This is a genomic window from Flavobacterium gyeonganense, assembly GCF_029625295.1.
GTDB lineage: Bacteria > Bacteroidota > Bacteroidia > Flavobacteriales > Flavobacteriaceae > Flavobacterium > Flavobacterium gyeonganense.
Window position 1 is genome coordinate 3509497 of record NZ_CP121112.1, and the last position, 23886, is coordinate 3533382.

General features: G+C 32.2%; 21 protein-coding genes. 11 read left to right on the forward strand and 10 right to left on the reverse strand.

Annotation, left to right across the window (positions count from 1 at the left end; genetic code table 11):
• Positions 1 to 54 precede the first annotated feature (54 nt).
• The 5 genes from P5P89_RS15165 (at position 55) to P5P89_RS15185 (ending at position 8750) form a co-directional block, all read left to right on the forward strand.
• Positions 55 to 6720 (forward strand): RHS repeat-associated core domain-containing protein, encoded by a 6666-nt coding sequence (locus P5P89_RS15165; RefSeq protein ID WP_278009092.1) that lies wholly within the window; start codon positions 55 to 57, stop codon positions 6718 to 6720.
• A gap of 8 nt (positions 6721 to 6728) precedes the next feature.
• Positions 6729 to 7370 (forward strand): hypothetical protein, encoded by a 642-nt coding sequence (locus P5P89_RS15170; protein WP_278009093.1) that lies wholly within the window; start codon positions 6729 to 6731, stop codon positions 7368 to 7370.
• 193 nt (positions 7371 to 7563) lie between these two features.
• On the forward strand, positions 7564 to 7746 hold the full coding sequence (locus tag P5P89_RS15175) for a hypothetical protein (RefSeq protein WP_278009094.1): 183 nt from the start codon (positions 7564 to 7566) through the stop codon (positions 7744 to 7746).
• A gap of 75 nt (positions 7747 to 7821) precedes the next feature.
• Entirely contained in the window at positions 7822 to 8235 is a 414-nt protein-coding gene (locus tag P5P89_RS15180) for a hypothetical protein (RefSeq protein ID WP_278009095.1), read from the forward strand.
• A gap of 158 nt (positions 8236 to 8393) precedes the next feature.
• Entirely contained in the window at positions 8394 to 8750 is a 357-nt protein-coding gene (locus tag P5P89_RS15185) for a hypothetical protein (RefSeq protein ID WP_278009096.1), read from the forward strand.
• 348 nt (positions 8751 to 9098) lie between these two features.
• Here P5P89_RS15185 and P5P89_RS15190 read toward each other — a convergent pair whose 3' ends face one another.
• Positions 9099 to 9503 (reverse strand): XRE family transcriptional regulator, encoded by a 405-nt coding sequence (locus tag P5P89_RS15190; RefSeq protein ID WP_278009097.1) that lies wholly within the window; start codon positions 9501 to 9503, stop codon positions 9099 to 9101.
• 175 nt (positions 9504 to 9678) lie between these two features.
• On the opposite strand from P5P89_RS15190, the gene P5P89_RS15195 reads away from it, so the two are divergent.
• A complete protein-coding gene (locus tag P5P89_RS15195; RefSeq protein WP_278009098.1) occupies positions 9679 to 10089 on the forward strand; it encodes a hypothetical protein in 411 nt (136 codons plus the stop codon).
• Here P5P89_RS15195 and P5P89_RS15200 read toward each other — a convergent pair.
• From P5P89_RS15200 to P5P89_RS15225, 6 genes are all read right to left on the reverse strand, one after another.
• A complete protein-coding gene (locus P5P89_RS15200; protein WP_278009099.1) occupies positions 10078 to 10644 on the reverse strand; it encodes an HAD-IB family hydrolase in 567 nt (188 codons plus the stop codon). The genes P5P89_RS15195 and P5P89_RS15200 overlap by 12 nt on opposite strands.
• Position 10645: 1 nt before the next feature.
• Positions 10646 to 11518, reverse strand: coding sequence for a decaprenyl-phosphate phosphoribosyltransferase (locus tag P5P89_RS15205; protein WP_278009100.1), 873 nt, complete (start codon positions 11516 to 11518; stop codon positions 10646 to 10648).
• Complete coding sequence (locus tag P5P89_RS15210; protein ID WP_278009101.1) at positions 11499 to 13055, reverse strand: hypothetical protein; 1557 nt, start codon at positions 13053 to 13055, stop codon at positions 11499 to 11501. Before P5P89_RS15210 ends, P5P89_RS15205 begins: the two co-directional genes overlap by 20 nt.
• 71 nt (positions 13056 to 13126) lie before the next feature.
• Entirely contained in the window at positions 13127 to 13771 is a 645-nt protein-coding gene (locus P5P89_RS15215; protein WP_278009102.1) for a class I SAM-dependent methyltransferase, read from the reverse strand.
• A gap of 15 nt (positions 13772 to 13786) precedes the next feature.
• Entirely contained in the window at positions 13787 to 14314 is a 528-nt protein-coding gene (locus P5P89_RS15220) for a glycosyltransferase family protein (RefSeq protein WP_278009103.1), read from the reverse strand.
• The gene (locus tag P5P89_RS15225) at positions 14298 to 14672 is read right to left on the reverse strand and encodes a glycosyltransferase family 2 protein (protein WP_278009104.1); all 375 of its coding nucleotides are present in this window, start codon (positions 14670 to 14672) and stop codon (positions 14298 to 14300) included. The genes P5P89_RS15220 and P5P89_RS15225 overlap by 17 nt, the downstream gene beginning before the upstream one ends.
• Positions 14673 to 14719: 47 nt before the next feature.
• On the opposite strand from P5P89_RS15225, the gene P5P89_RS15230 reads away from it, so the two are divergent.
• Positions 14720 to 15832 (forward strand): glycosyltransferase, encoded by a 1113-nt coding sequence (locus P5P89_RS15230; RefSeq protein WP_278009105.1) that lies wholly within the window; start codon positions 14720 to 14722, stop codon positions 15830 to 15832.
• Position 15833: 1 nt separating this feature from the next.
• Entirely contained in the window at positions 15834 to 16232 is a 399-nt protein-coding gene (locus P5P89_RS15235) for a sugar 3,4-ketoisomerase (RefSeq protein ID WP_278009106.1), read from the forward strand.
• Here the strand turns inward: P5P89_RS15235 and P5P89_RS15240 are convergent.
• On the reverse strand, positions 16219 to 17175 hold the full coding sequence (locus P5P89_RS15240; RefSeq protein ID WP_278009107.1) for a glycosyltransferase family 2 protein: 957 nt from the start codon (positions 17173 to 17175) through the stop codon (positions 16219 to 16221). The two genes, P5P89_RS15235 and P5P89_RS15240, sit on opposite strands and share 14 nt — an antisense overlap.
• Positions 17157 to 18041: a glycosyltransferase family 2 protein gene (locus P5P89_RS15245; RefSeq protein WP_278009108.1), complete on the reverse strand. Its 885-nt coding sequence runs from the start codon at positions 18039 to 18041 to the stop codon at positions 17157 to 17159. The genes P5P89_RS15240 and P5P89_RS15245 overlap by 19 nt, the downstream gene beginning before the upstream one ends.
• A gap of 53 nt (positions 18042 to 18094) precedes the next feature.
• Here P5P89_RS15245 and P5P89_RS15250 point away from each other — a divergent pair, with 53 nt between their 5' ends.
• Positions 18095 to 18916, forward strand: a complete 822-nt coding sequence (locus P5P89_RS15250) for a 2OG-Fe(II) oxygenase (RefSeq protein WP_278009109.1) — start codon at positions 18095 to 18097, stop codon at positions 18914 to 18916.
• A 6-nt stretch (positions 18917 to 18922) separates the two neighbouring features.
• On the opposite strand, the gene P5P89_RS15255 is transcribed toward P5P89_RS15250, so the two are convergent.
• The gene (locus tag P5P89_RS15255) at positions 18923 to 19606 is read right to left on the reverse strand and encodes a cell division ATP-binding protein FtsE (RefSeq protein ID WP_223681068.1); all 684 of its coding nucleotides are present in this window, start codon (positions 19604 to 19606) and stop codon (positions 18923 to 18925) included.
• A 287-nt stretch (positions 19607 to 19893) separates the two neighbouring features.
• Between P5P89_RS15255 and P5P89_RS15260 the strand changes: the two genes are divergently transcribed.
• Both P5P89_RS15260 and P5P89_RS15265 read left to right on the forward strand, forming a co-directional pair.
• On the forward strand, positions 19894 to 22908 hold the full coding sequence (locus P5P89_RS15260) for a tetratricopeptide repeat protein (protein ID WP_278009110.1): 3015 nt from the start codon (positions 19894 to 19896) through the stop codon (positions 22906 to 22908).
• 72 nt (positions 22909 to 22980) lie between these two features.
• Complete coding sequence (locus tag P5P89_RS15265) at positions 22981 to 23844, forward strand: PhzF family phenazine biosynthesis protein (protein ID WP_278009111.1); 864 nt, start codon at positions 22981 to 22983, stop codon at positions 23842 to 23844.
• The last annotated feature ends 42 nt before the right edge of the window (positions 23845 to 23886 follow it).

Below are 23886 nucleotides of genomic sequence, written 5' to 3' on the forward strand. Positions count from 1 at the left end.
CTACAAATCAGGTACCCCAAAATCATTTAAAATTATCAAGCAATAAACTGTAATATGAAACAATTTTACTTTTTCATTTTTCTTTTAGCTACACATTTTTCTTTTTCACAAAATTTTACACCCGACACTAAAGGCGAATTACAAATTTCTAATTCGGGAACACCAACATATAAAGTACCCATAGCGTTACCTCCGGGTATAAAAGATGTGGCACCACAAGTGGCATTAACTTATAATGGATCGAGTGTGCAAGGACTGGCAGGGATGGGTTGGAATATCGTTGGAATATCATCTATAAGCCGTGTAGCCTCAAGAATAGATCTTGATGGCTTAATTGACCCCGTTGATTTCGATAATTTAGATCGGTATGCTTTAGATGGACAACGATTAATAGAAAAAACAGGTGCCTATGGTGCAGATGGAACCTCTTATCAAACAGAAAACTATACTAATTTAAAAATTGAATCAAGCGGTCAGCTTTCCCTATTATTTGTATCGCCTCAAAGTTTTACAATCACATTTGTTGATGGATCTAAAGCATACTATGGAGGTACAACAGACTCGAGAGGATTAATGAATTGGATGATCAATCGTTGGATTGATCCTCAGGGCAATTATATAGATTATACTTATGAAATTGAAAACAATACGCAGCGTATCAAAACAATTAGCTGGGGTAATAATATAAATGTCGCGTCAGGTTATGAAAATAAAATAGTTTTTACTTATAAAGAAAGGTTAAGAGCTGAATACTCCTATCTGAATTTTGATGACCTAAAAGTAGAAGTAAACAAAATATTAAGTGATGTAAGTGTGTCTACCGGAGGTCAATTATTTAGAAAATATACTTTAAATCACGAAACAATTTCTGGAAATTACCAACGTGTAAAAAACATTGTTGAAAGTAATGGGGCTAATGAAAATGCAAATCCTATAGTTTTTAATTATGAGACAACAGCTGATGGTTTTGCACCAATAGTAAAATACGAAGGAGTTACAGATAATGATTTAGCAAATGTAAAATTAAGTGGAGATTTTGACGGCAATGGCGAACAGGATTTCGTGACCGATAGCAAAGTATATTTGAACCCTATTGATAACAATAGTACCTGGACTGGTATTCCTTTTAGTCTTGGTAAAAATTATTTTACAGCAAATACCGTGTCCAATAATAAATTAAATCAATTTCAGTCAATAGTAACTTATTATTCTGGAAGAGGTTCTGATTCTTTTTCTTTTAATATTTATGATTATGACCCTCTAACTAAAAAAATTATTTTAAAACAGACTAAAAATTTTCAAAATAGTTATAGAGCACCTATTTATTTCAATGGTAACGTTCCTAACGGAGGCTTTGGTACAGATCCTTGTTTTTTACCAGGTTCTTACACACCTATTCCGGGTAAATTTATTGCTGAAGGCGATTTTAATGGAGATGGTGTCTCAGAAGTGCTCCTTAGTCAAGGAAGAACTTGTTCTGTTAATTTCACTCCAAATGCTAATGGTATTGGTTGTACTGAGACTATGAGTTGTCCAGGTACAACCAACTATTTTTTATTTGATTTAAATGAAAAAGCACCTACAGCACCTGGAACAAGAGGTTTTGTGAATTTGGATATGGAAATTCCATTAAGGAATTATTTAGCGCACTATAAAAGTAAAATAAATGTAATTGATTTCAATGGTGACGGTAAATCAGATCTTTTAATTACAAACGAGGATAAAACGTATAAAGTTATTGGATTTAAACAACTCGCTGTTGCTCCCTGGACACAAATAGAAATTCTAGCAGAAGGGACATTTGCATATTATAATAAGGATTATCAGATTGTTTTCGGAGACTTCAATGGTGATGGTAAGACCGATATTATGATGCCAATTTCGGATGGATCATCAGACTGGAATTTGTCACAATCGACAGGGAGTTCTTTTATCAATACGTATTATTCTAACTTTGAATTATATGATCCATATTGGGAGGGTGCGCCAACAGCCAATAAGAGAGTAAATAGAAGTTATCGTGCAGCAGATTTAGATAAAGATGGCAAAAGTGATTTTATCATTCAGGAATATGAAACATTATGTGTGAGGATAGGAATTAGTGGGTGTGACAGAGATGGAAGAGGTCGTTTTATAGTTAGAAAAAACATAGGAAGTCTAACTGCAAAACCTGTATTTGAAACAGCTATTGAAATATCTGTTAACTCAAATTATGGTTATGAAACTCCTATAGATTTACTAATTGGGAATTATAGAAACTATACTGCTTACAGCAATTTTGTATTCATGCAGGGCAAACAAGTATGGAAAGGCAATTTTAATAAAGATTTATCAAAGGAAGCTACACTTATAAAGGTTACTGAAGCAGGTGGTGCTATAGTTAAAGATATATCGTATCAAAAATTAGTACCTGGTACAGGTCTTGGCACTGCAGATGATACTTATTATTCTTCCAATTCCGAAATTTATCCTTTTGCAGAATTGATTACAGTGCCTACTATGCGGGTGGTTGATAAATTAACGGAAACGGCCAACAATCAAAGCAAAATACAACAGTTTAAATATTTTGGTTTAGTTACACATTCACAGGGGTTAGGCGTACTTGGATTTAAAAAAGTAGCACGTAGTAGCTGGTATAATGACCAAAATACGGATAAAATTTGGTCAATAGCTGTTACATCTCCACAGTTAAATGGTGCGGTAATAAGAGAATTTACATCAAAATCCTTCTCGCTTTCGAACAAAAATATTGAGGGCACAAATTATACAAACCCAGGTGATCTAACTTTAAATACTGCTCTTAACAATGCCATGACTGCTATAGCGGTTAACTCAATTACTCTTAAACCGGGTTTCAAAGCTACTGGCACTAACGGTGTTTTTAAAACAGTACTCACACAAAGCATCCCACAAACAGACAATGCTACAATTGAAGACTATTTAAGTCGAAAGGATTACAATTACACAAAAGTGGATAAAGCAAATAAGGTATCTGCATTACGCATTTCAAAAACTTCTACTAAAGATTTAATATCAGGAACCTTTTCTGATACTTCATTTGAGTATGATGAGTTTGAAAATATCACGAAAAGCGTCGAAAATAATGGCGTTGCAACCACATCAGTTACAAATACCTATTCCAATAATCCAAATGCTGCGGGAATTAATTACTGCATAGGAAAACTGATTCAAAAAAATGAATCAGTAAGTGCCTACGGTGATGTTTTTACCTCTGAAGAAAAATACAACTATGACCCTGCAGTCCCTAATTTGGTAAAACAAACACAAAAGAAAGGGCATAATACAGATTATGTCAATACAGATTATGTATATGATGGATTTGGAAATGTCACTCAGAAAACCATTTCTGCTGCGGGAGTTACAAGCCGTAAGGTCACAGATGTATATGATGCTAACGGGCGTTTTGTAGTTAAGAAGACAGATAACGAAGGGTATGAAACTACTTTTGAATATAATAAGCTGGGCCAACAAATAAAAAGCAAAAATTATCTGAACGTAGAAACTGTTTCAGAATTTGATAACTGGGGTAAGCTAACTCGTAATACTATCACAGGGGCTTCAGCAACTGCAAAAATACAGTCTTTTGTATATGTACGTTTTACAGGTGGTTATAGTGTTACTACTACAAGTAATACACCAGGCGATTTTAGTCGCATCTTTTATGATGTTTATGGACGTGAAGTTAAAACAACTAAACTTGGATTTGCAGCAAACACTTTTGTATCTAAATCAGTCGAATACGATTTTCTGGGCAGAAAGGTAAAAGAGTCCGAACCTTATCTGGACAGTTCCCCAACTTTGGCAACCGCGAATTTTTCAAAAGTCAATACCATTACCTATGATTATTTGAGCAGGCCAACAACACAGTTGCTCTACACCAACAAGCAAATTAGTATTTCTTACGATGGGCTTTCAGCAACAACTTCAGACGGTACAAAAACAGTTACAACCACTAATGACGCCAATGGTAACAAAATAGAGCAAACGGATAATGGTGAAACATTAAAATATACTTATTATGCTAGTGGAAATCTGAAAGAAACCATTTACGGCAACCATACCATAACTATGAAATATGATGGTTGGGGCAGGCAGATATATATGCGCGATCCCTCAGTAAGCAATATTGCTTATTCCAAAACGTACAACAATTTCGGTGAAATACTTACCGAAACCACCCCAACAGGAACGATAACTTTTGAATATTGTCCAACCGGAAAGTTAATTAAGAAAACGACTGTAGGTCAGAATACCAATCAGGAAAATAATTACAGTTATGATTCAAAAGGATTTGTAACTAGCGAAACCGGTACGATTAACAGCAAAGGTTTCACTTATGATTTTACTTATAGTCCATATTATCAGATTCTTAGTAATACAGAGACAACGCCTGATAATCTTACACACAAAAAAACGTTTACTTATGATGGGTACGGGAGAGTGTTGACTGAAAATACGTACTCTTATCTTACTGCTGACAATACAATAAACAATGGGAACAATACCATTGAATATGGGTATAATAGTTACAATGGCATGATAGAGCAATATAAAGATGCCGGCACGCAATCTGTATTGTGGAAACTCAATACGGCCAATGAGAAGATGCAGGCATTGACAGTTTCATTTGGAAATGGTATGCAAATCACAAACAAGTACGATAATTTTGGCTATTTTGAAACAGCCAAACATATTGGTACAAACACAACAGCACTCAATTTGGTATATGAGTTTGATACTACCCGGGGAATCCTTAACTCACGAAAAAATAATATTACAGGAGTTCTAAGCTGGAACGAAAGTTTTATTTACGATAATAGTGACAGGCTCGTATCATGGACAGACCCTACAGGCACGGTAAACACCTCTTATGAAACAGACGGTCGTATAAAAAACAATGCTCAGGTAGGAACTTACGATTATGAGTCCGGTAATCGTTACCGAAAAAAATCGGCGACACTTAACAGTGCCGGGCTTGCTTTTTATACCAACCGTTCCCCACAAACGGTAAGTTATGATATGTTTAAAAACCCTATGAACATTACAGAAGCTAACCGTGGCAAAGTAGATTTTGAATACAACCTTGACAATTCACGAAGTAAATCAGTTGTAACCACGGAGGCAGGTACAGTAGCCAAAACGAAATATTACTCCGGGATATCTGCGGTAGAGCTTATAGAAAAACAAAATCAAAGCCTGCAGTTTGTCACTTACATTGCAGGATCGCCCTATGATGCCTCAGTGGCACTTGAAAAGACTTATACGAAAACAGGCGGCAATTATGCACAGGCTACCCAGGAATATTTATATTTGCATAGGGACTATCAGGGTACTATTTTGGCTATTTCAGGCAATGGAGGTGTCATCAAAGAAAGAAGACAGTTTGATGCCTGGGGACTCATCAAAAAGCAATATAAAAATGAGGTTGAAGTAAGCCCAAGCACCTTTAATAATGTTGATTTTGAATTATTAACAGACAGAGGGTATACAGGACATGAGCACTTTTTCTCTGTAGGAATCATTCACATGAATGCCCGTTTGTATGATCCTGTATTACACACGTTCCTATCAGCTGATGCACTTATTTCAGACCCCGGTAATCCGCAAAATTACAATCGCTATGCTTATGCATTAAACAATCCGTTAATGTATGTTGATTACGATGGTAATGAGGTAATTACGACTGCTACTTTGGTCACAGCTGCTATTATTGGAGCTGTAATTGCGGGAGTAAGCTATGTAGGTATATCACTTTACAATGGTACCGCTATAACCTGGGGTGGTTTGACCAAAAGTATTTTGGTAGGGGCTATAAGCGGTATGGTAAGTGCTGGGATTGGTAGTGTTATAGGTAGTGCAAGTACAGCAATTTGTACCGCAGCACCCACTCTGACCCAATTACAAATAGATCTTATGCTGACTATACCCCAGGCTTTGATGCATGGTATAGCGCAGGGTATTATACAAGGGGTGAGCGGTGGTGATGCTGGACAGTCATTTATAACGGCAGCCATTAGCAGTGTTGCTTCAGGAGGGTTTGGTATGGCAACGGGTTCATTTGGAGGCAGCGGTGTTGGGCAAGTATTATTTGGTACAGTTGCTGGGGGAGTTACTAACCATTTGCAAGGAGGGAACTTTTGGGAAGGTGCAGCTATTGGACTTACAGTAGGTTTGCTGAATCATGCAATGCATAAAATTAGTAAAAATATTCAAGAGCAAACATTGTTAGAAAAAGCAATTAGAGACGGTGGTTATGGAAAAATATTGGATGATGATCCATATTTAAATTGGAGTAATGAAGAAATAGCTGAATTTGCATCGAAAGTTTTTCCAGATTTGTATAAATCCGCAGGGTCTCCAAGTTTTGAAAAACGACTTGCACTTGATGGTAATTCAGATGGTAAAGCTTTGTTTGAACGATCAGGTGCTGAAGGTAAATACACAGTAAGATCCTTAGGTAAAATATTAATTAAAAATAGTGTTCTAAATTCTATAAGACAGTTAGGTAGTGTAGTCGGTCACGAGTTAAATCATGTTACCGATTATGTAAATGGAAGTTACGCTAATTGGATTAATACATACGGTTTAATCAAAGGTCGGGCTTATTCGGAAGTTAAGGCTTATGGTTGGGAACAAAGTATGGGGTCTCCTAACTTTAACAGTCAGAAGTACAATAATTATTTAAATCTAATTAAATAAAGATAATTATGAAAACTATAATACTAACTTCTTTTTTGTTTTTACTTTTACATTCTTGTGCTTCAAAAAAAGAAATGAGTAGAGACATTGAATTTATAATAACAGATAAGTCTATAGTTGACAATTCTTTTATCAATTTGAAAATAAGTAATAAAACTACATTAAATTATTACTTGCCGATAATCAATTCACCTGAAAGTGAAAAATGGAAATATGAACTTTCCAGTGATCAGAATAGATTTTTTTTCATTTATAAAGTTGGATATAATTTTAATAATGAGAAAAGACATTGGATTTCAGAAAATTGTATTGCCGAAAGAGATGTCGAATTAGAGGAAAGTTACGAGCTTTGGAATAAAAAGAAAGAAAGTATAGGAGTAAAAGATTTAATTTTATTAAAATCTGGAGAAAGTATAAAAATTAAATTGCCAATGAATTTACATATAGAAATTTCAAAATATTGTAATTGGGAATTGAAAAGTTATAAAACTGAAAAGTTAAGTATTGGAATTAATTACCCAAATAAAGAAAAAGAATCAGCTGTTAAATTTTTAAATTCAAAAACACTTGATAGTTTGAAACAAATGGGATATAAGCTTTATGATAAAGAGATAAATTCTAATAAAGTTCCTTTGGTACTGGAAAATTAGCAAGTTTATGATGCACGTTTGGTTGTTAGCAGACTTTCTGTCGTTGCATTAACCCTACACAAACTAAGATTAGCCTTATGCTCATGATACCACAGGTATTGATCTAGGGTATTATTCAAGAAGTAAATGGAGGTATGCAGGACAGTCATTCATAACAGCAGCTATTAGCAGTATTGCTTCTGGAGGGTTTGGTATGGCGACAGGTTCATTTGGTAAGAGTATATCGGGGCAAGCCTTGTTTGGGATTGTAGCGGGAGGAGTAACCAGCAGTTTGCAAGGCGGTAACTTTTGGGAAGGTGCGGCTATTGGACTTACAGTTAGTTTATTAAATCATGCAGGTGAAAAAATTAAGCCAGGCAATACAGCTAAAAAGTGAAATAGAAAAAAATGGCCTGGACTATATAAAACATTAAGAAAATTAAAATCTTATGTAATAGATCATCTATCTGTTTTGGAATCTTTGGCATTGTATAGTGGTTATTCTAATGAAAAAATATTAAAATTGTTATCATTAAGAAAGCTTTTGAGTGTAGTAAAAGTTGGTGGTACAGAGGAATATGGTCAGTTTTTTTCTAAAATCGATCCTAAAAATGTGCATATTAATCAAGATATAGTATCCGGTATAGATACAGCTGGGTATAGATCAAGAGCATTAAAAATAGTAGAAAACGTTAATGGAACATCTTTTTTCGCAGGCATGACCGTTTTACATGAATTAGTTCATTATATGAGACATTGGAATGGTTTACCTAGTTTGGTTAATAGAATGGAAGCTGGAAGAGAGTTTGAAGGGAGAGTTTTTGGGCAAGTTTTAAGTATTAAAGATTCATCAAAAATATCAGTAATATATGATTGGAAATTTTAAAATATTATGGATAATAGGTTTCTTGTTATTCTGTAGTTGTAAAAAGCAAAACGGAATGGTAGAAAATGGAAAAGAATTAATAGTTCAAAATATAAATGTTTTATTAGATTCAATAGAGTCTTTTGATAGCAAAATATCAAGTTCTTCAGTTTCGTTAGATGATTTTAAAATTATATAAACCTGCTAAAAAAAAGCAAATTAAAATTGGCTTATTAGACTCAATTACTACTGAAAGTTTAATAAGTAAAGAAGAAAATAAATTTGTAAATTTTAAAATTAGTAAAAATGAAATACTTAATTTCAGATCAAAATATATTATTGAAATTTTCAAAGTTAATAACTTAGATAGTAGTATTTTATTTGTAAAATTTTCAAATTTCAGGATTGATAATGACTTGGCAAGTATAGAAGTCAAAAAAATATTAGGTATAAGTATGTCACATAGTAAATATTATTTTAAAAAAAAGAACGGTAGATGGTTTTTTATTAAAAAAGAATTGCTGAGTATAGGATGATTCATCCAAGCCCCCGCTCCGCAGAGTCTCATGACTTTGCGGATTTTTAAAAGTTCTTGAAAACCGTAAAATAGGATAAAAGTATCCCGACTTTTTCCGTGAATGTCTTGATAATTGTATTTGTTTCAAGGTTTATCGGTGGGCATCCAACTGCCAAAAAGCGTTATAGCGGCATATATGAACGGGTACTTAAAGTATATAAAAAGTAAAACCTCGCAATTTGCGAGGTTTTTTATTTATCAAACTTGTTTTAGTGTACTTTATAAATGGTTAACTGTTGTAAGTAAAAATTCAGCAGTTCACAGACGTGACAATGTTTAGTAAAGAATACTTCGAAAAACAACGGGGTTATTTACTGATTAGTTTTTCAAGTCTTGCCATCATTTCATCTTTCTCTTTCAGCATGCGCTCATATAGTGCGATTTTTTCTTCGTGAAGCTGAATCAATTTGTCGATTGGATTATTATTGAAAGTTGGATTGTAATTTATTAAGCCTTGAGTATCATGAAATGTATTAGAAATAATATTTATTGCCTGTTCCTCATCAAAATTTTGAAAAGCTTCGACAGGTATTTTTAAAGAATTCGAGATTTGTTTAAGAAGAACATCTTCAATGACATCTTTCTGTTCCAGGATAGAAATTTTCTTCTGGTTCCAGTCATCTCCCAGATCATAAGCCAGTGCTTCCTGTTTGATGCCGAGCATTTCTCTAAAACGTTTTACATTTCTTCCCTGATGTATTTTCTGTTCCATAATGAGTGTTAGTTTTCTTAAGGCTCAAAGATAAAGCCATTTAGTTTCAAATATAAAAAAATGTCAGGTAAAACGTGTTTTTTATCAGATATTATATATCATAATTTTAAAATTATAATCTGTATAGTTATTTTAGGACGACACAGACAACCCAAAATTCTTTTTTATAGAGAGGATGTTGCCTCATCATGTAGAATTTAAAAATGCAGGTAAGGATATTGAAAAAAAGAGATATCTGGCTAAAATTGAGGAGGCTAACTTATTTTTGAAAGAGACCATCAAATTAATAAATGAAAAAGATCCTTCCGGAATTATAATTATTGCAGCAGATCATGGTGGATGGGTAGGAATTGAAAGCCTGAAAGAAATGCTTCAGATAAAAGATCAAAAGATGCTGAATTCTATTTTTGGAAATTTAATAGCTATTAAATGGAATGATAAAAAACATATAGAATATGACGATAAATTAAAATCCAATGTCAATCTGTTTCGAATATTATTTTCTTATTTAGGTGAAGATAAACAGCTATTGTTGCATTTAGAAAAAGATGTGAGTTATAATAATGGATATGGATCATTTCTTTAATTCAAGCATTTCCCGATCACCTTTGCCACAACCATAAACATAAATCGTATCAAATTTTTCCAGATCAAGAACTTCATTTATTCGGTTTACTTTTTCTTTGCCGTAACAATTTTTAGAATTGAATTCTCCTGTAATTATATTATTAAGCACTTCTAGCCTGGTTCCGATTACTTTGATATTATATTTTTTGCTCCATGGTTCTATCCATTCAGGAAAAGATGCTGTTACAATATAAACATCATGTTTTGAATTTAAATGATTTTTTAAATACAATAAAATTTGCGGATTCAGGTCTTTTTCAATTTTGGTAAGAGCAAATAATTCTGCTTTTTTCTTGAAAACGGAATACTCTTCATTTTTAAAAAAATGCGTCATATATCTTTTTTTCGTTTTTTCATTAAATAGTATGCCTAATTTCATGCCTAACAGGAAAGGAAGTAGTGTTAGTATTCCTTTATAAAAAACAGCATTCCCCTTATAATATTTTGTAAATCCAATAAGGCTGTCTTTTTTATAAAGCGTACCGTCGAAATCAAAAAGAGCGAGTGTTTTCAATTTACTTTTTGTAATAAATTAAATATCCCATTAATAAGACCCAGCACAAAATAGTGATCTGAATGAATTTGTCGTTCAGAACTATTTTGGTAGGAGAGTAAGAAGATTTGTCTACAATTGCTAATTTTAAATAACGAACCATACCGTTCAGAACAAAAATTATGGATAAATAAAGCAGGTTGGAGTGGTATTGAACTTGTACTTCGGGAGAAATGCAATAGAAAATATAACATACAATAATAACAGAAGTTAAAATTCCTAAAACGGTATCGATAAAGGCTAAATTATATCCTTCAATATTTTTTCTTACTTCATTTCCATTCTCAGCCAGGATGACATCACTTCGTCTTTTAGCAATACCTAAAAACATAGCCAGCAAGTAAGTGATTAATAGGATCCATACAGAGGGAGAAATCCCGCATACCACTGCTCCGGCAAGAATTCGTAAAATAAACCCAACTGCGATAATATTGATGTCAAGAATGGCAATGTGTTTAAGCCATTTAGAATAAAATAAATTTATTATAAAGTAGATTGTTAAAATTAAAAATAAATCCCTCGAAATTTGACTGGCTAATCCAAGGGAAATAGAAATAAGTATAACCATCATTATAAAAGCATTTTTAACTTTTATGACACCAGAAGCTAGTGGACGTTTGCATTTTTCAGGATGGTTTTTATCTTCTGTTATATCAAAATAATCATTAATGATATAAATACTGCTAGCTGCAAATGAAAAGCAGATAAATGCTGAAAACACAGTGAGAAACATAAGTTTATCAAATAATTCCCTGCCAAAAAAAAGCGGTGCAAAAACAAACAAGTTTTTAATGTATTGCTCAGCCCTTATGAGTTTAAGGTAGTTTTTTATCATGGCGTAATGAATTGTAAACTAGGTAATGTTTGGTTTCGTCAATTTTGTTGAAATTTTCATAAAAAAAAGATGTAATGCCGCTGTACAAAATCATATAATGAATATAAGGTTTGTCAATAACATATTCTTTTTCGATAAAGATATAGCTTTTTTGTTTTGCTGCTAATCTTATAAACAGAGACTCTCTTCCCATCACTTCATTTGTAATTATCCAATCTGCAGGCAATTTACTCTGGTTATCAAATATATAATTAGACATAGGAGATCCCGGAGCAACAATAAAATTTTTTCCGTATTTTTTTATGAGTTGTTTCAGTTCATTATGCTTTTCAAAAGTTTCCCGGTCAGTTTTAATATATTTCAGCTTCGGGGAAATTGTTGCCAAAGAATAATTTAAATTTTCTAAAGCACTATCTCTGTACGGATTTCTGTTAGAGGCAAATGAAACAAGACTAACTCCGGTTATAACGGAGTAATATATAAGTTTAGAGTATCTAAACTTTGGAATTTCCTTATAAAATAATACGATAAAAGAAACAATCATTCCTGTAGAAAACAGCATAGGAAAAGGATAACCAACACTGATAGCCGATGACCAGGCAAATAACAATCCTAAGAGAATGGGGCTTATAAATTGGATGTTTTTTTGTACAAAGAAATAATAATAAATTACGATTAAAGAACAGGAAACAAAAAAGATCATAGAAGCATCTCTTTCATTTTGAAACAGATGATATAAGACAGTAGTTATTGAAAAAGTAATAATTAACCATCTAAAATATTCTTGTAAAAAAAATGTATCTGTTTTTTTTGTAAAATAACCGGGCAATATTGGAAAAACTGCAACAAATAATAATATCCATTTGTTTTTAAAGCAATGAATATAATTAGCAATTCCGGATTGATATAAATCAACTAAACTGGTTTGATTTGAGGTCTGTTCCAGATAATTTGAAATGGCTGTAAAACTACTAATCCATAAGAGGTATATCCCCACAAAAAAGAATAGCAGGAGTCCGAATAGAAATGATTTTTTTATTCCTGATCTGATAAAAATACAGACTAAAAATCCCAATGGAATCAAATAAAAAGATTGTTTTGTAAAGGCAGACAACAGACTGAAAAAAGCAATAAATATTAAAAGGCTAAAAGAATCTGATTTGTTTTTCGCAAATATCCAAAAAGCAATGGAGGCAAAAAATAATCCGTCTGTTGTTGGCCAGGGATATGGCGGGAAATTATGAATAGAAATGATATAGCAAGGAATCATTAACATCCACTTACTGATACCGTAATTTTTAAATTTATAAAAGAAATCAAATGCAGATAAGATAAAATATACCTGAATAGCAAATAACAGATAATTGACAATCCTTATCCAATAAAACTGACCTTCAACAGGAAGTACTTTCATCCAAAAGGCATGAAAATAGATGGTTACAGGCGGTCCTTTATAAATGAAATCCTGATAGATATCCTGACCGTTAATTACACGCCAGGAAAAACTCGGAATGTATCCTGTATCCCAATTTTCCATTCCAAACTGACTGAAAAAAAGACAATAAAAAGCAAGGATAATAAAAAAAAGAACTTTATAATGTATAGTTTTCACTTTTCCAGAATTAAAAAATAATGAGGATATATAAATGTTGTTATGTTGAATTTTTCTATGATTTTAAACCCTATAGACTCAACCATATTTTTTGCAAATTGCAAAGTTAGTTCATTTCCGATTTCTTTGCTAAATACAAGGTCATGTATTTTATTAAAATGCACAAACGGATGACCGGCATCTATATCTTTGAGTATAAGTCTGCTTCCGGAAGCCATTTTTGAATATATCTCCTTTAAAAAATATTCTTGTTTATTTTTAGGAATATGATGTAACACATCAATCATATATATAATTTTATATTGATTGATTCCGTCAGGAATGATACTGCCATTAAAAACTTCAAAAGTAATTTTTTTATTATCCTCAAATTCCTGATTTATTGCTCTTGCATTAGATACAAGTTTTTCTGAAATTTCTATTCCATGAATTCTAGTTGCAGCGGTAAATTTTGCAATAAGGGCACAAAACTGACCAGATCCACAACCAATATCAAAAACAGATTTATCTTTTTCAACATATTTCAGAAGAAGACCGAAAGGACAAATTAAAGGTCTGTAAGTAACCTTTAATTTATCAATAAAACTTAGGTTTAATGATTTTGTTTTTAAATAATTGAGAATTTCTGATTGTTCAGTCATTTTTAAGCTTTTAATTTAGCTGAATCTTAATTTTAGTTCTAAAGGAATGTATTTAAAAAACAATAAAATATCATTGGTTTTGTACGCCTTTATCATCTCATAATGAAGTCTTTTTAAAAGCGCTTTATTTTCTTCTTTAGTTTTATTTAATGAAATGGCTTTTCTGATTACCAGATAAGATGAGTAATTTATCTTTTTTGTACGGGAATTAAATTTTTTAAAAAATTGATTTCCTAATGAATTTTCGAGTTCTCTTTTTTGAATCAAAACAGCATCAATAAATTCAAAATTATAGGTTCTGGATGCTCTGATCCAAAGATCTAAATCTTCATAAGCCAAGTTTTCATCGTACCCATTGAGTTCGTCCAAAACTTCTCGTTTTACCATTGAAGAAACAGAACAAATCATACTGCTTTGACTTAGCATGGCTAAATAAATATCTCCGGTGGCTGGCTTTATTAATGTTTTTTTATCTTCATCAAGTTCATAATAATAGCGAATATGAGTATTGTTTTCTGAAATAACTTCAGCATTTCCATACACAATGCCTAATTTTTTTTTCAGAATTTAGAAAAGTATTTATTTGTTTTTCAACACAATCAGTCAATAAGATGTCATCAGTGGCTAAATCAATTATATAATCTCCTTTTGCAAGCTGTAGTACTTTATTAAAAGTTTTGGTATTTCCTAAATTGGTTTCGTTTGAAACAAAAGTCACTCCAGCATGATTTTTTAGCCACTCCTGAATAACTTGTTTTGAATTATCAGTACTACAGTCATCAGCAATTATTAGTTCAATATTTTCATAGTTTTGATTTAAAACCGAATTTAATGATTCAACTACAAATTGTTCGTGATTGTAACACAGGCAAATAATACTGACCAATGGAAGATTTTGCATGACTTGGTATAAAACATTATATTTAGCGACTAAAATAGCATTAGTGAATGACAAAACAAAATAAGAAATACAAGATTGCATTAGTTGGTTATCGTTTAAACGATGGCGGATTGGAAAAGGTTATGTCTTCATTGTCTGTTTATTTTGGAAATAAAAATATAGAAATCCATAATATTCTTTTTGTTGATGCTATTTCATATCCTTATTCGGGAAAATTAGTGAATATTGGAAAAATGAAAATAGAGAATAAAGGAATATTAGGAAAACTAAAATTGTTTTTATTTTTTAAGAAATATATAAATAATAATCAATTCGACTATATTATTGATTTTAGATACCGTATAAAGCCTCTTCAGGAATATGTTTGGTCCAAATGGGTTTATAACAAAAAAACAATTTATACGGTTCATAGTTCACGATTGAAAACCTATTTGCCAAGTTCTCGTTTATTGACTAAATCAATTTGCAATAAAAAATATAGTATAGTTTGTGTTTCGCAAGAAATAAAAAACTTAGTAACAGCAAAGTTTAATATAAAAAATGCTATTACGATTAATAATCCGATTGATATTGAGAATATCAAAACTAAATCTTTAGAATATACGGATTTAGAATTCCCTTACATAATTGCAGCAGGAAGATTTGATTCGCAAAATGTAAAACAATTTGATAAACTAATTACGGCTTATTCTAATTCTATTTTGCCTAAAAAAGGAATTTCTCTAGTGTTGTTAGGTGACGGAGAACTTAAGGATTTTTATAAAATTACAACTATTAGAACTGGTATGCAGGACAAGGTTTATTTTGAAGGGTTTCAAAGTAATCCCTATAAATATTTTAAGAATGCATTATTTTTAGTTTTGTGCAGCAAATATGAAGGTTTTGGAATGACCTTAATAGAGTCGTTGGCATGTCAGACGCCAGTAGTTTCATTTGATTGTGTTTCAGGACCAAATGAAATTATTATCCACAAAGAAAATGGTTTGCTGGTGGAAAATCAAAATTTTGAAAAACTTACTGAGGCAATGAATTTGTTAATTGAAGACACAATTTTGTGTCAGCATTGTAAAAGTAATTCCTTAAAAAGCGTACAGCAGTTTTCAATTGAAAAAATAGGGAAACAGTGGCTGGATTTAATGGGAATTAATATATATTCGTAATATGAATATCCAAATTATAGCAATCCCTAAAATCGAAGAACGTCGCGGAAATCTTTCCGTAATAGAAAATGATACGGTTCCTTTTGATATTAAAAGGGTTTATTATTTATACGATGTGCCAAGCGGAGCAGAACGTGGTGGTCATGCTCATAAAAATCTTCAACAATTTTTAGTAGCCCTTAGCGGAAGTTTTGATGTGGTTTTAAATGATGGAAAGGAAGAAAAAATCGTTACCTTAAATAAACCTTATGAAGGCTTGTTAATCAATTCAGGAATTTGGAGGGAACTTCAGAATTTTTCGTCAGGATCTGTTTGTCTGGTGGTTGCATCTGAGGTTTATATTGAAGACGATTACATCAGGGATTTTGATCAATTTAAGAATTATTCTACTCGTAAATAGAAAAATTAAAGCCGTTTTTTTTTAACCGTTTTTTTAATTTAAGAAACAAACGTAAAATAAAAGAAGGTAAACTTAATAAAAGCAGAATTTTTAAACCAAGATTTTCCTTTTCAATATCTTGTAAATAAAATTTCATTTTGTCTTTATAGCCAAATATATAATAACGAAGACCGTATTCTATTCTATATAAATCAAGAAACTTTTTAAGAGAAGGATTTTTTTGCTCTGCTATTTTGAATTGCTCAAAATCCATCAATTTCATTAAACCGACATTGTTTTTAGCAAGACTGTCAGGAATATGAAAGTTGTATATAGCAGTAATTTTATTGGTAATGGCAACATTGTAGTTTATCCCAATTTTTGTCCATAATTCTAAATCCTGACCATTTGTTACCCCGGGAGTGAATCCTCTAATTTCATCTAAAATTTTTTTGGGAACAGCTAAACTTGAGGTCCAGGTAATTCTGAAAGGACGGTTAGAAAAAAAATAATCTGCCACAATTCCCCTAAAAGATTGTTCTATTCCGTTATAATATGGAATTTGAAAGTGATTTTTTGCTGTTTGTATTTTATAACGAGAACAGTACATTCCGCAATCAGGGAAATTATCATGTATATATGCTAATTCTTCAAGATGATTTGGAAACCAGTAATCGTCAGCATCCAGGAATACAATGAGTTTTCCTGTAGATTTTTCAATTCCAAGATTCCTGGCAACAGAGACTCCTTGGTTTTTTTGACTGTATAATTGAATTCTTTTATCATTAAACTTTTGTATAACAACTTCACTGTCATCAGTAGACTCGTCATTAATTATAATGACTTCATAATCAGTAAAAGTTTGGTTGAAAACACTGTTTATGGTGTTTTCAATATAATTTGCTTTGTTGTATACTGGAATAACAATTGAAAAAAAGGCATTTTTTATTTTTTTAATGAACAAACATAGCCTATTCTATATAGGTTAAACAAAAAAAGAGAAGGATTTTTAGAAATGAGTTGTCTGTGTATCATTTTATTTAATAGTTTATAAAATACGTTTAAAGCGAAATTTAGATTGTATTTTTTTAAAAAATGATACAGTTTTAATATTTTAACAAAATCCGGGTCAATTTTATTAGATTCATCAATTGATATCAAATTGTCCAAACCATTTTTTATCTTAGAAATAAAAACCTTGCTTTCATCAATATCTCCATGTTCAATAGCATTGTCTATATGTTTTACTTTAAATTGTAACAGACTTACATGGTAAGCAAAAAGAGTGTCTTCGTGTCCGTATTTAGTAAGATTTGAATCAAATTTTATTTCATTAAAACGACTTTTTTTTATTAATGTATTATTGAACATTAATGTTTTGTATAAGGCCGAATTTCTTTGCATGGCTGGTTTGTCTTCTACCATTCTCCCGTATTTCCAGCGTAATTTTTGTTTGGAAGAATTAACGGTTTCAGGATGTACCCGACCTCCGTAAATAATATCAAAATCCTGAATGGCGTTAATATAATTTTTAATATAATTTGGATTAATAATTACAGAATCTCCGTCAATAAAAAGCAGATTCTCGTAATTTGTATTAGAAGCTAGCAGGTTTCTGTTTGAGCTCAGTCCTATATTTTTATTTAAAGGAATAAAAGTAGAATTTTTTAATAAATTGATTTGATTATTTGTTTCATTCGTTTGGGAGTTCGATCCGTCATCAATTACAATAATTTCAAAAATAATCCCTAATTCCATACATTGTTTGTGTAATTCTAAAACCAGATTATAAACATTGTAATTGTAGGTAGGAATGAGGATAGAAAGCATTAATAAAAACTATTTAGTATATATATTTGTAAAGCAATAAAACATTCAAAAATATGGAATTTATAAATAGAAATGAGCTTGCTGAAATTATTTATAAAAGAGTTAATGATGAAAAACTTCATCTTTCAAAGCAGTTAAGAGAATCAAAAGAAGCGATAGGCTATTTTTTTCTGGATAATTTGCTTCCTGAAGAAATAGCAGCTGGGCTGTATAGTGTTTTTCCGAAACAAGATCAGATGATCCTGAAAAAAAGCATCAAGGAAGATAAATTTGTTGCAGTTCAGATGAACTTATATAATCCGGTTTTAGAAGAAATTATTTATGCTTTTCAGGACAACAGAATTGTTGAACTGGTTGGTGAAATTTGTCAAATAAAAGATCCGATTCCGGATGAATTTCTTTACGCTGGAGGTCTTTCTATGATGGGGAATAAGCAATTTCTGAATCCACATCTGGATAATTCGCACGATAAAGATCGTGAACGCTGGCGTGTATTGAACTTACTTTATTATGTGACTCCAAACTGGAAAGAAGAATACGGAGGTAATCTCGAGTTATGGCCGGATGGTTTGCAAAAACAACAGATTACAATTCATAGTAAATTTAACAGATTGGTGGTAATGGTTACCCATAATAAATCATTACACTCAGTTTCACCGGTTGTATATGATGGATTTAGATGCTGCATTTCGAATTATTATTTTTCAAAAACCCCGGTTTTAGCAACGGATAAATTTCACGTAACTTCTTTTAGAGCAAGACCTGAACACAAGTTTACCGATATACTTTTGAAAGTGGATACTTTTTTAAGAATGAATATTAGAAAAATATTCAAAAAAGGAATAAAAGAAAACCCACACGTTTACAAGAAATAAAACAGATTATACACTTCGCTGCACAACTTCAAAAATTCTTTCGTCTTCGCATTTCAGAGTTTTAGATGGGAATTTCATCAATAATGCATAATCGTGCGTTGCCATGATAATGGTTTTTCCGTTGGCGTTGATTTTTTTCAATACTTCTAAAACTTCAGAACTCGTTTGAGGATCAAGGTTTCCGGTTGGTTCATCAGCAAGGATAAATTCAGGGTCGTTTAACAAAGCTCTTGCAATCGCAACTCTTTGTTGTTCTCCGCCTGAAAGCTGGTGTGGCATTTTATTCAGGAAATCTTTCATACCCACTTTATCAAGAACTTCATCAATTTTATGCTGCATGGCTTCTTTTTCTACCCAGCCTGTCGCTTTAAGTACAAATAGCATATTGTCTTTTACAGTTCTGTCCGGAAGCAATTTGAAATCCTGAAATACAATTCCGATTTTACGTCTCAGATACGGAATCTGGCTTTCTTTTAAATTAGCTAAATCAAATTCAACGATATGTCCCTCACCTTCAGAAAGAGGTAAATCACCATATAAAGTTTTCATAAAACTACTCTTTCCGGAACCGGTTTTTCCAATTATGTAGATAAATTCGCCATGCTCAACTTCTAAATTGATATGAGATAAAATTCTTCTTCCTTCCTGAAATATAGTGACATCTTTAAGGGATAGTACGGTTTCTGACATGATAAAATTGATTTGAATGTAAAAGTAATAAGTTAACGGTTGGATTCAAAATAAATTTTAATCATTTGAACAGAAAAAATATTAATAACCAAAAGTGTAGCAAGATTTACTTTATCACTAAACTATCTTATTCTAAACGAATCGGTTTGCGAAATTTATAATCATTATTTTGAGGCTTGTAATGCTGAAAAAATTAAAAACTTAAAACTTTTGTTCATAATAAAAGCTTAAAACGTTTCGTTATAAACGGTATAAAATGATACATTTGAATACTAAATATAATTAAAATGCGTAAAATTTCCTGGTTCTTTTTAATACCATTCGTCCTCTTTCCGGCTATGGTTTCGGCACAAAAATCAGCTATATATACCTACGAATTAAAGGATTTTGATAAAGCACTGGCTTTATATAATGACAAACAATACGCTTCTGCCCAGCATATTTTTGAATCTGTGAAAAATCAGGCTGTAACAGAAGAGGTTAAATCAGATTGCGCGTATTATATCGCCAATTGCGCGATAAGAACGAATCAGGCCAATGCAGATGGGTTAATGGAAAAATTTGTTGAAGATTATCCAACAAGTACTAAACAAAACCAGGCTTATATTGAGGTTGCGCATTATTTCTTCGAGCAGGGAGATTATCCAAAAGCCCTGCAATGGTTTGACAGGGTTGACGAAAGTTACATGAGCAAATCTGATCTGGATAAATTTAATTTCCAAAAAGGGTACAGTTATTTCAATGCCAAAAAGAAAAAAGAAGCCACAACATATTTTAATAAAGTCGTGAATTCTCCGGAATTTGGTTCGCAAGCAAAATATTATTTAGGTTTTATGGCTTATGAAGGCGATGATTACAAAGAAGCAACTAAATATTTTGATGAGGTTTCCGGCGAAGAAAAATACAAAGAAAAGCTATCCTATTTTCAGGCTGATATGAATTTTAAATTAGGGAATTTTCAAAAAGCAATCGAGTTGGGACAAGCCGCAATGGCGAAGTCAAATGCACTTGAAAAGTCTGAATTGAATAAAATTATTGGCGAAAGCTATTTCAATTTAAAACAATACGGTAAAGCGATTCCATATCTGGAGCAATACGCAGGACGAAAAGGAAAATGGAATAATACCGATTTCTATCAGTTGGGTTACGCTTATTACGAGCAAAAAGACTACGAAAAAGCGATTTCCCAATTCAATAAAATCATTGAAGGAAAAGATTTTGTAGCGCAAAACGCCTATTATCATTTAGGTTTGGCTTATCTGAATACAGGTAAAAAACAAGAAGCTTTAAACGCATTCAAAAATGCTTCTGAAATGGATTTTAATACTCTAATTCAGGAAGATGCTGCTTTAAATTATGCCAAACTCAGTTATGAAATTGGGAATCAGTACCAAACGGTTCCCGGGATTTTGCTTGATTTCTTAAAAAAATATCCAAACAATTCAAACAGAGCCGAAGTTGAGAAATTATTGGTTGACTCATATATTTCGACTAAAAATTACAAAGAAGCTTTGGTGTTACTGGAGAAAAACAGAACTCCGGAAAATAAATTAGCGTACCAAAAAGTGCTTTTTTACAGAGGTTTAGAATTGTACAACGAGTCGAATTATGCTGAAGCGTTAAAAATGTTCAATGGTGCTGTTAAAGAGCAAAAGAACCCTGAATTTACTGCCCGTGCTACTTTCTGGAAAGCAGAGTCTGAGTATGTAACGGATGATTTTAGAAATGCATTATTGAGTTATAAACAATTCGCAGGTTTAGCTGCTGCAAAAACAACTGACGAATACAAAAACATCAATTATAATATTGGATACACGTATTTTAAACTGAAAGAATACGATCAGGCAGGAAATTCATTTCAGGCTCAGATTGATAATGCTCCCGGTGATAAAGTTCGTCTGAACGATTCGTATTTACGTTTGGGAGATTGCCGATTTGTAACTTCTAAATATGCCCAGGCAATGGAAGCTTACGGAAAAGCAATCAATGCAAAAGGTGTTGATGCGGATTATGCACAGTTTCAAAGAGCAATTTCTTATGGATTCATGTCCAGAAATGACAAGAAAATTGACGAGTTAAATAATTTTCTTCAGATGTATAAGAAATCCGAATATCGTGATGATGTTTTGTTCGAATTGGCAAATACGTATGTGGCTGATAAAAAGAACGATCAGGCTATTAAAACTTACGATCAGCTGATTTCAGAATATAAAAACGGGTCATTTACTTCAAAATCAATTTTAAGACAAGGTTTGATTTATTACAATTCAGATCGCGACGAACAGGCTTTGACAAAATTCAAAAAAGTAGCTGCTGAATTCCCAAAAACTCCTGAGGCTTTGGAAGCAGTTTCTACAGCGAGATTAATTTATGTTGATTCCGGAAAAGTAGATGAATATGCAACATGGGTTCGAACGCTGGATTTTGTTTCAGTTACAGATGCCGAGTTAGACAATGACACTTATGATGCTGCTTTCAAGCAATACAGTCAAAGTAACAACAAACAGGCAATTACAGGATTTACGGGTTATGTGAGTAAATTCCCATCCGGATTACATTCATTAGAGGCTAATTTTTATCTGGCACAGTTGCTTTATTCAGAAGGTTCAGAAACTAAGTCGGTTGCTAATTATCAATATGTAGCAGGACAGCCAAGAAATGAATTTACGGAGCAGTCATTAAATAAACTGGCTCAGATTTTCCTGAAAGCAAAAGATTGTGATAAAGCAATTCCGGTTTTAGTTCGCTTAAGCGAAGAATCAGATACTTCTCAGAATCAGAATTTTGCTCAGGCTAATTTGATGAAATGTTATTATGATAAAAAAGATTATAATAATTCGGTTGTGTATGCTGATAAAGTTTTACAAAATGCAAAAGCAGATGCTAACGTAAAAGCAGATGCACAAATTATCGTGGCAAGGGCAGCAATGCAAAGCGGAGATGAGGATAGAGCAAAAGCGGCTTATGCGAAATTATCAACAACATCAAAAGGAGAATTAGCAGCAGAGGCTTTGTATTATGATGCCTATTTTAAAACAAAAGAAGGCAAATTTGATGCTTCGAATGTATCAGTTCAGAAATTAGCAAAAAACTATTCGGCATACAAATATTATGGAGCGAAGAGTTTAGTTTTAATGGCGAAAAACTTTTACGGATTAAAAGACAGCTATCAGGCAACGTATATTCTGGATAACGTAATCAATAATTTTACAGATTATCCGGATGTGGTTGAAGAAGCTAAAACAGAGCTAAACGCAATCAAATTGGAAGAGTCTAAAACGAATTCGTCTATCAATAAGTAATGTAATGTAAGGTGTGAAATGTAAGCACAAACGCATTTTACATCAAACAAATAACATTTCACAATAAAAATTATGAGTTTACCTTTTTATATAGTTGATGTTTTCACAGATAAAAAATATGCCGGAAATCAATTGGCTGTTTTTTTAGATGCCGAAAATCTCAGTTCAGAAGAAATGCAAAAGATAGCACGTGAAATTAATTTTGCCGAAAGCACTTTTGTTACCAAATTGGATAAAGAAAATAATAAAGCCGATATTAAAATATTTGCACCATCTCAGGAAATGATGTTTGCTGGTCATCCGGTAATTGGAACTTCGTGGGTTTTAATGAATAAAATATTAGATAATTCACCAGTTGAAATTAAGCTGAATGTACCAATTGGGCCAATTGCAATTCATCAGAAAGAAGATTTGATTTGGCTCAAATCTGCACAGCCTAAATTTTGGGATATTTTTTCGAAGGAAGATTTTACATTGTTCAGTAATCTGAAAAACAGCGATTTTGAAAATCAGTTCCCAATTCAGGAAGTGACGACCGGTAGCGCCTTTGTACTGGTTGGATTAAGCAGTAAAAGAGCATTAGAAAGCTTGGTTCTGGATAAAGATAAAACAGATGAATGGCTAAAAAAGCATTGTAAAACAACACATCAGGCTTTATATTTTTATTATCTGGAAGGTGAAAAATTGTTTAGCAGATTGATGTATATAGAACATAATCAACTAATGGAAGATGCGGCTACTGGCAGCGCGAGTACATGCTTGCAGGCTTATCTTTTAAAAAATCATAAACCGGAATTAGAATTAATCAATTATCAGGGGGATTATATAAACCGTCCTTCGCAAATTTATTTTAAAGGTAAATTAACCGGAAATGAATTTGATATTAAAATAGGTGGAAAAACCCGGTTTATTGCAAAAGGCGAATGGGAAGTCTGATAATTAGAGAATTTAAGAATTAGAAAATTAGATAACAGAATA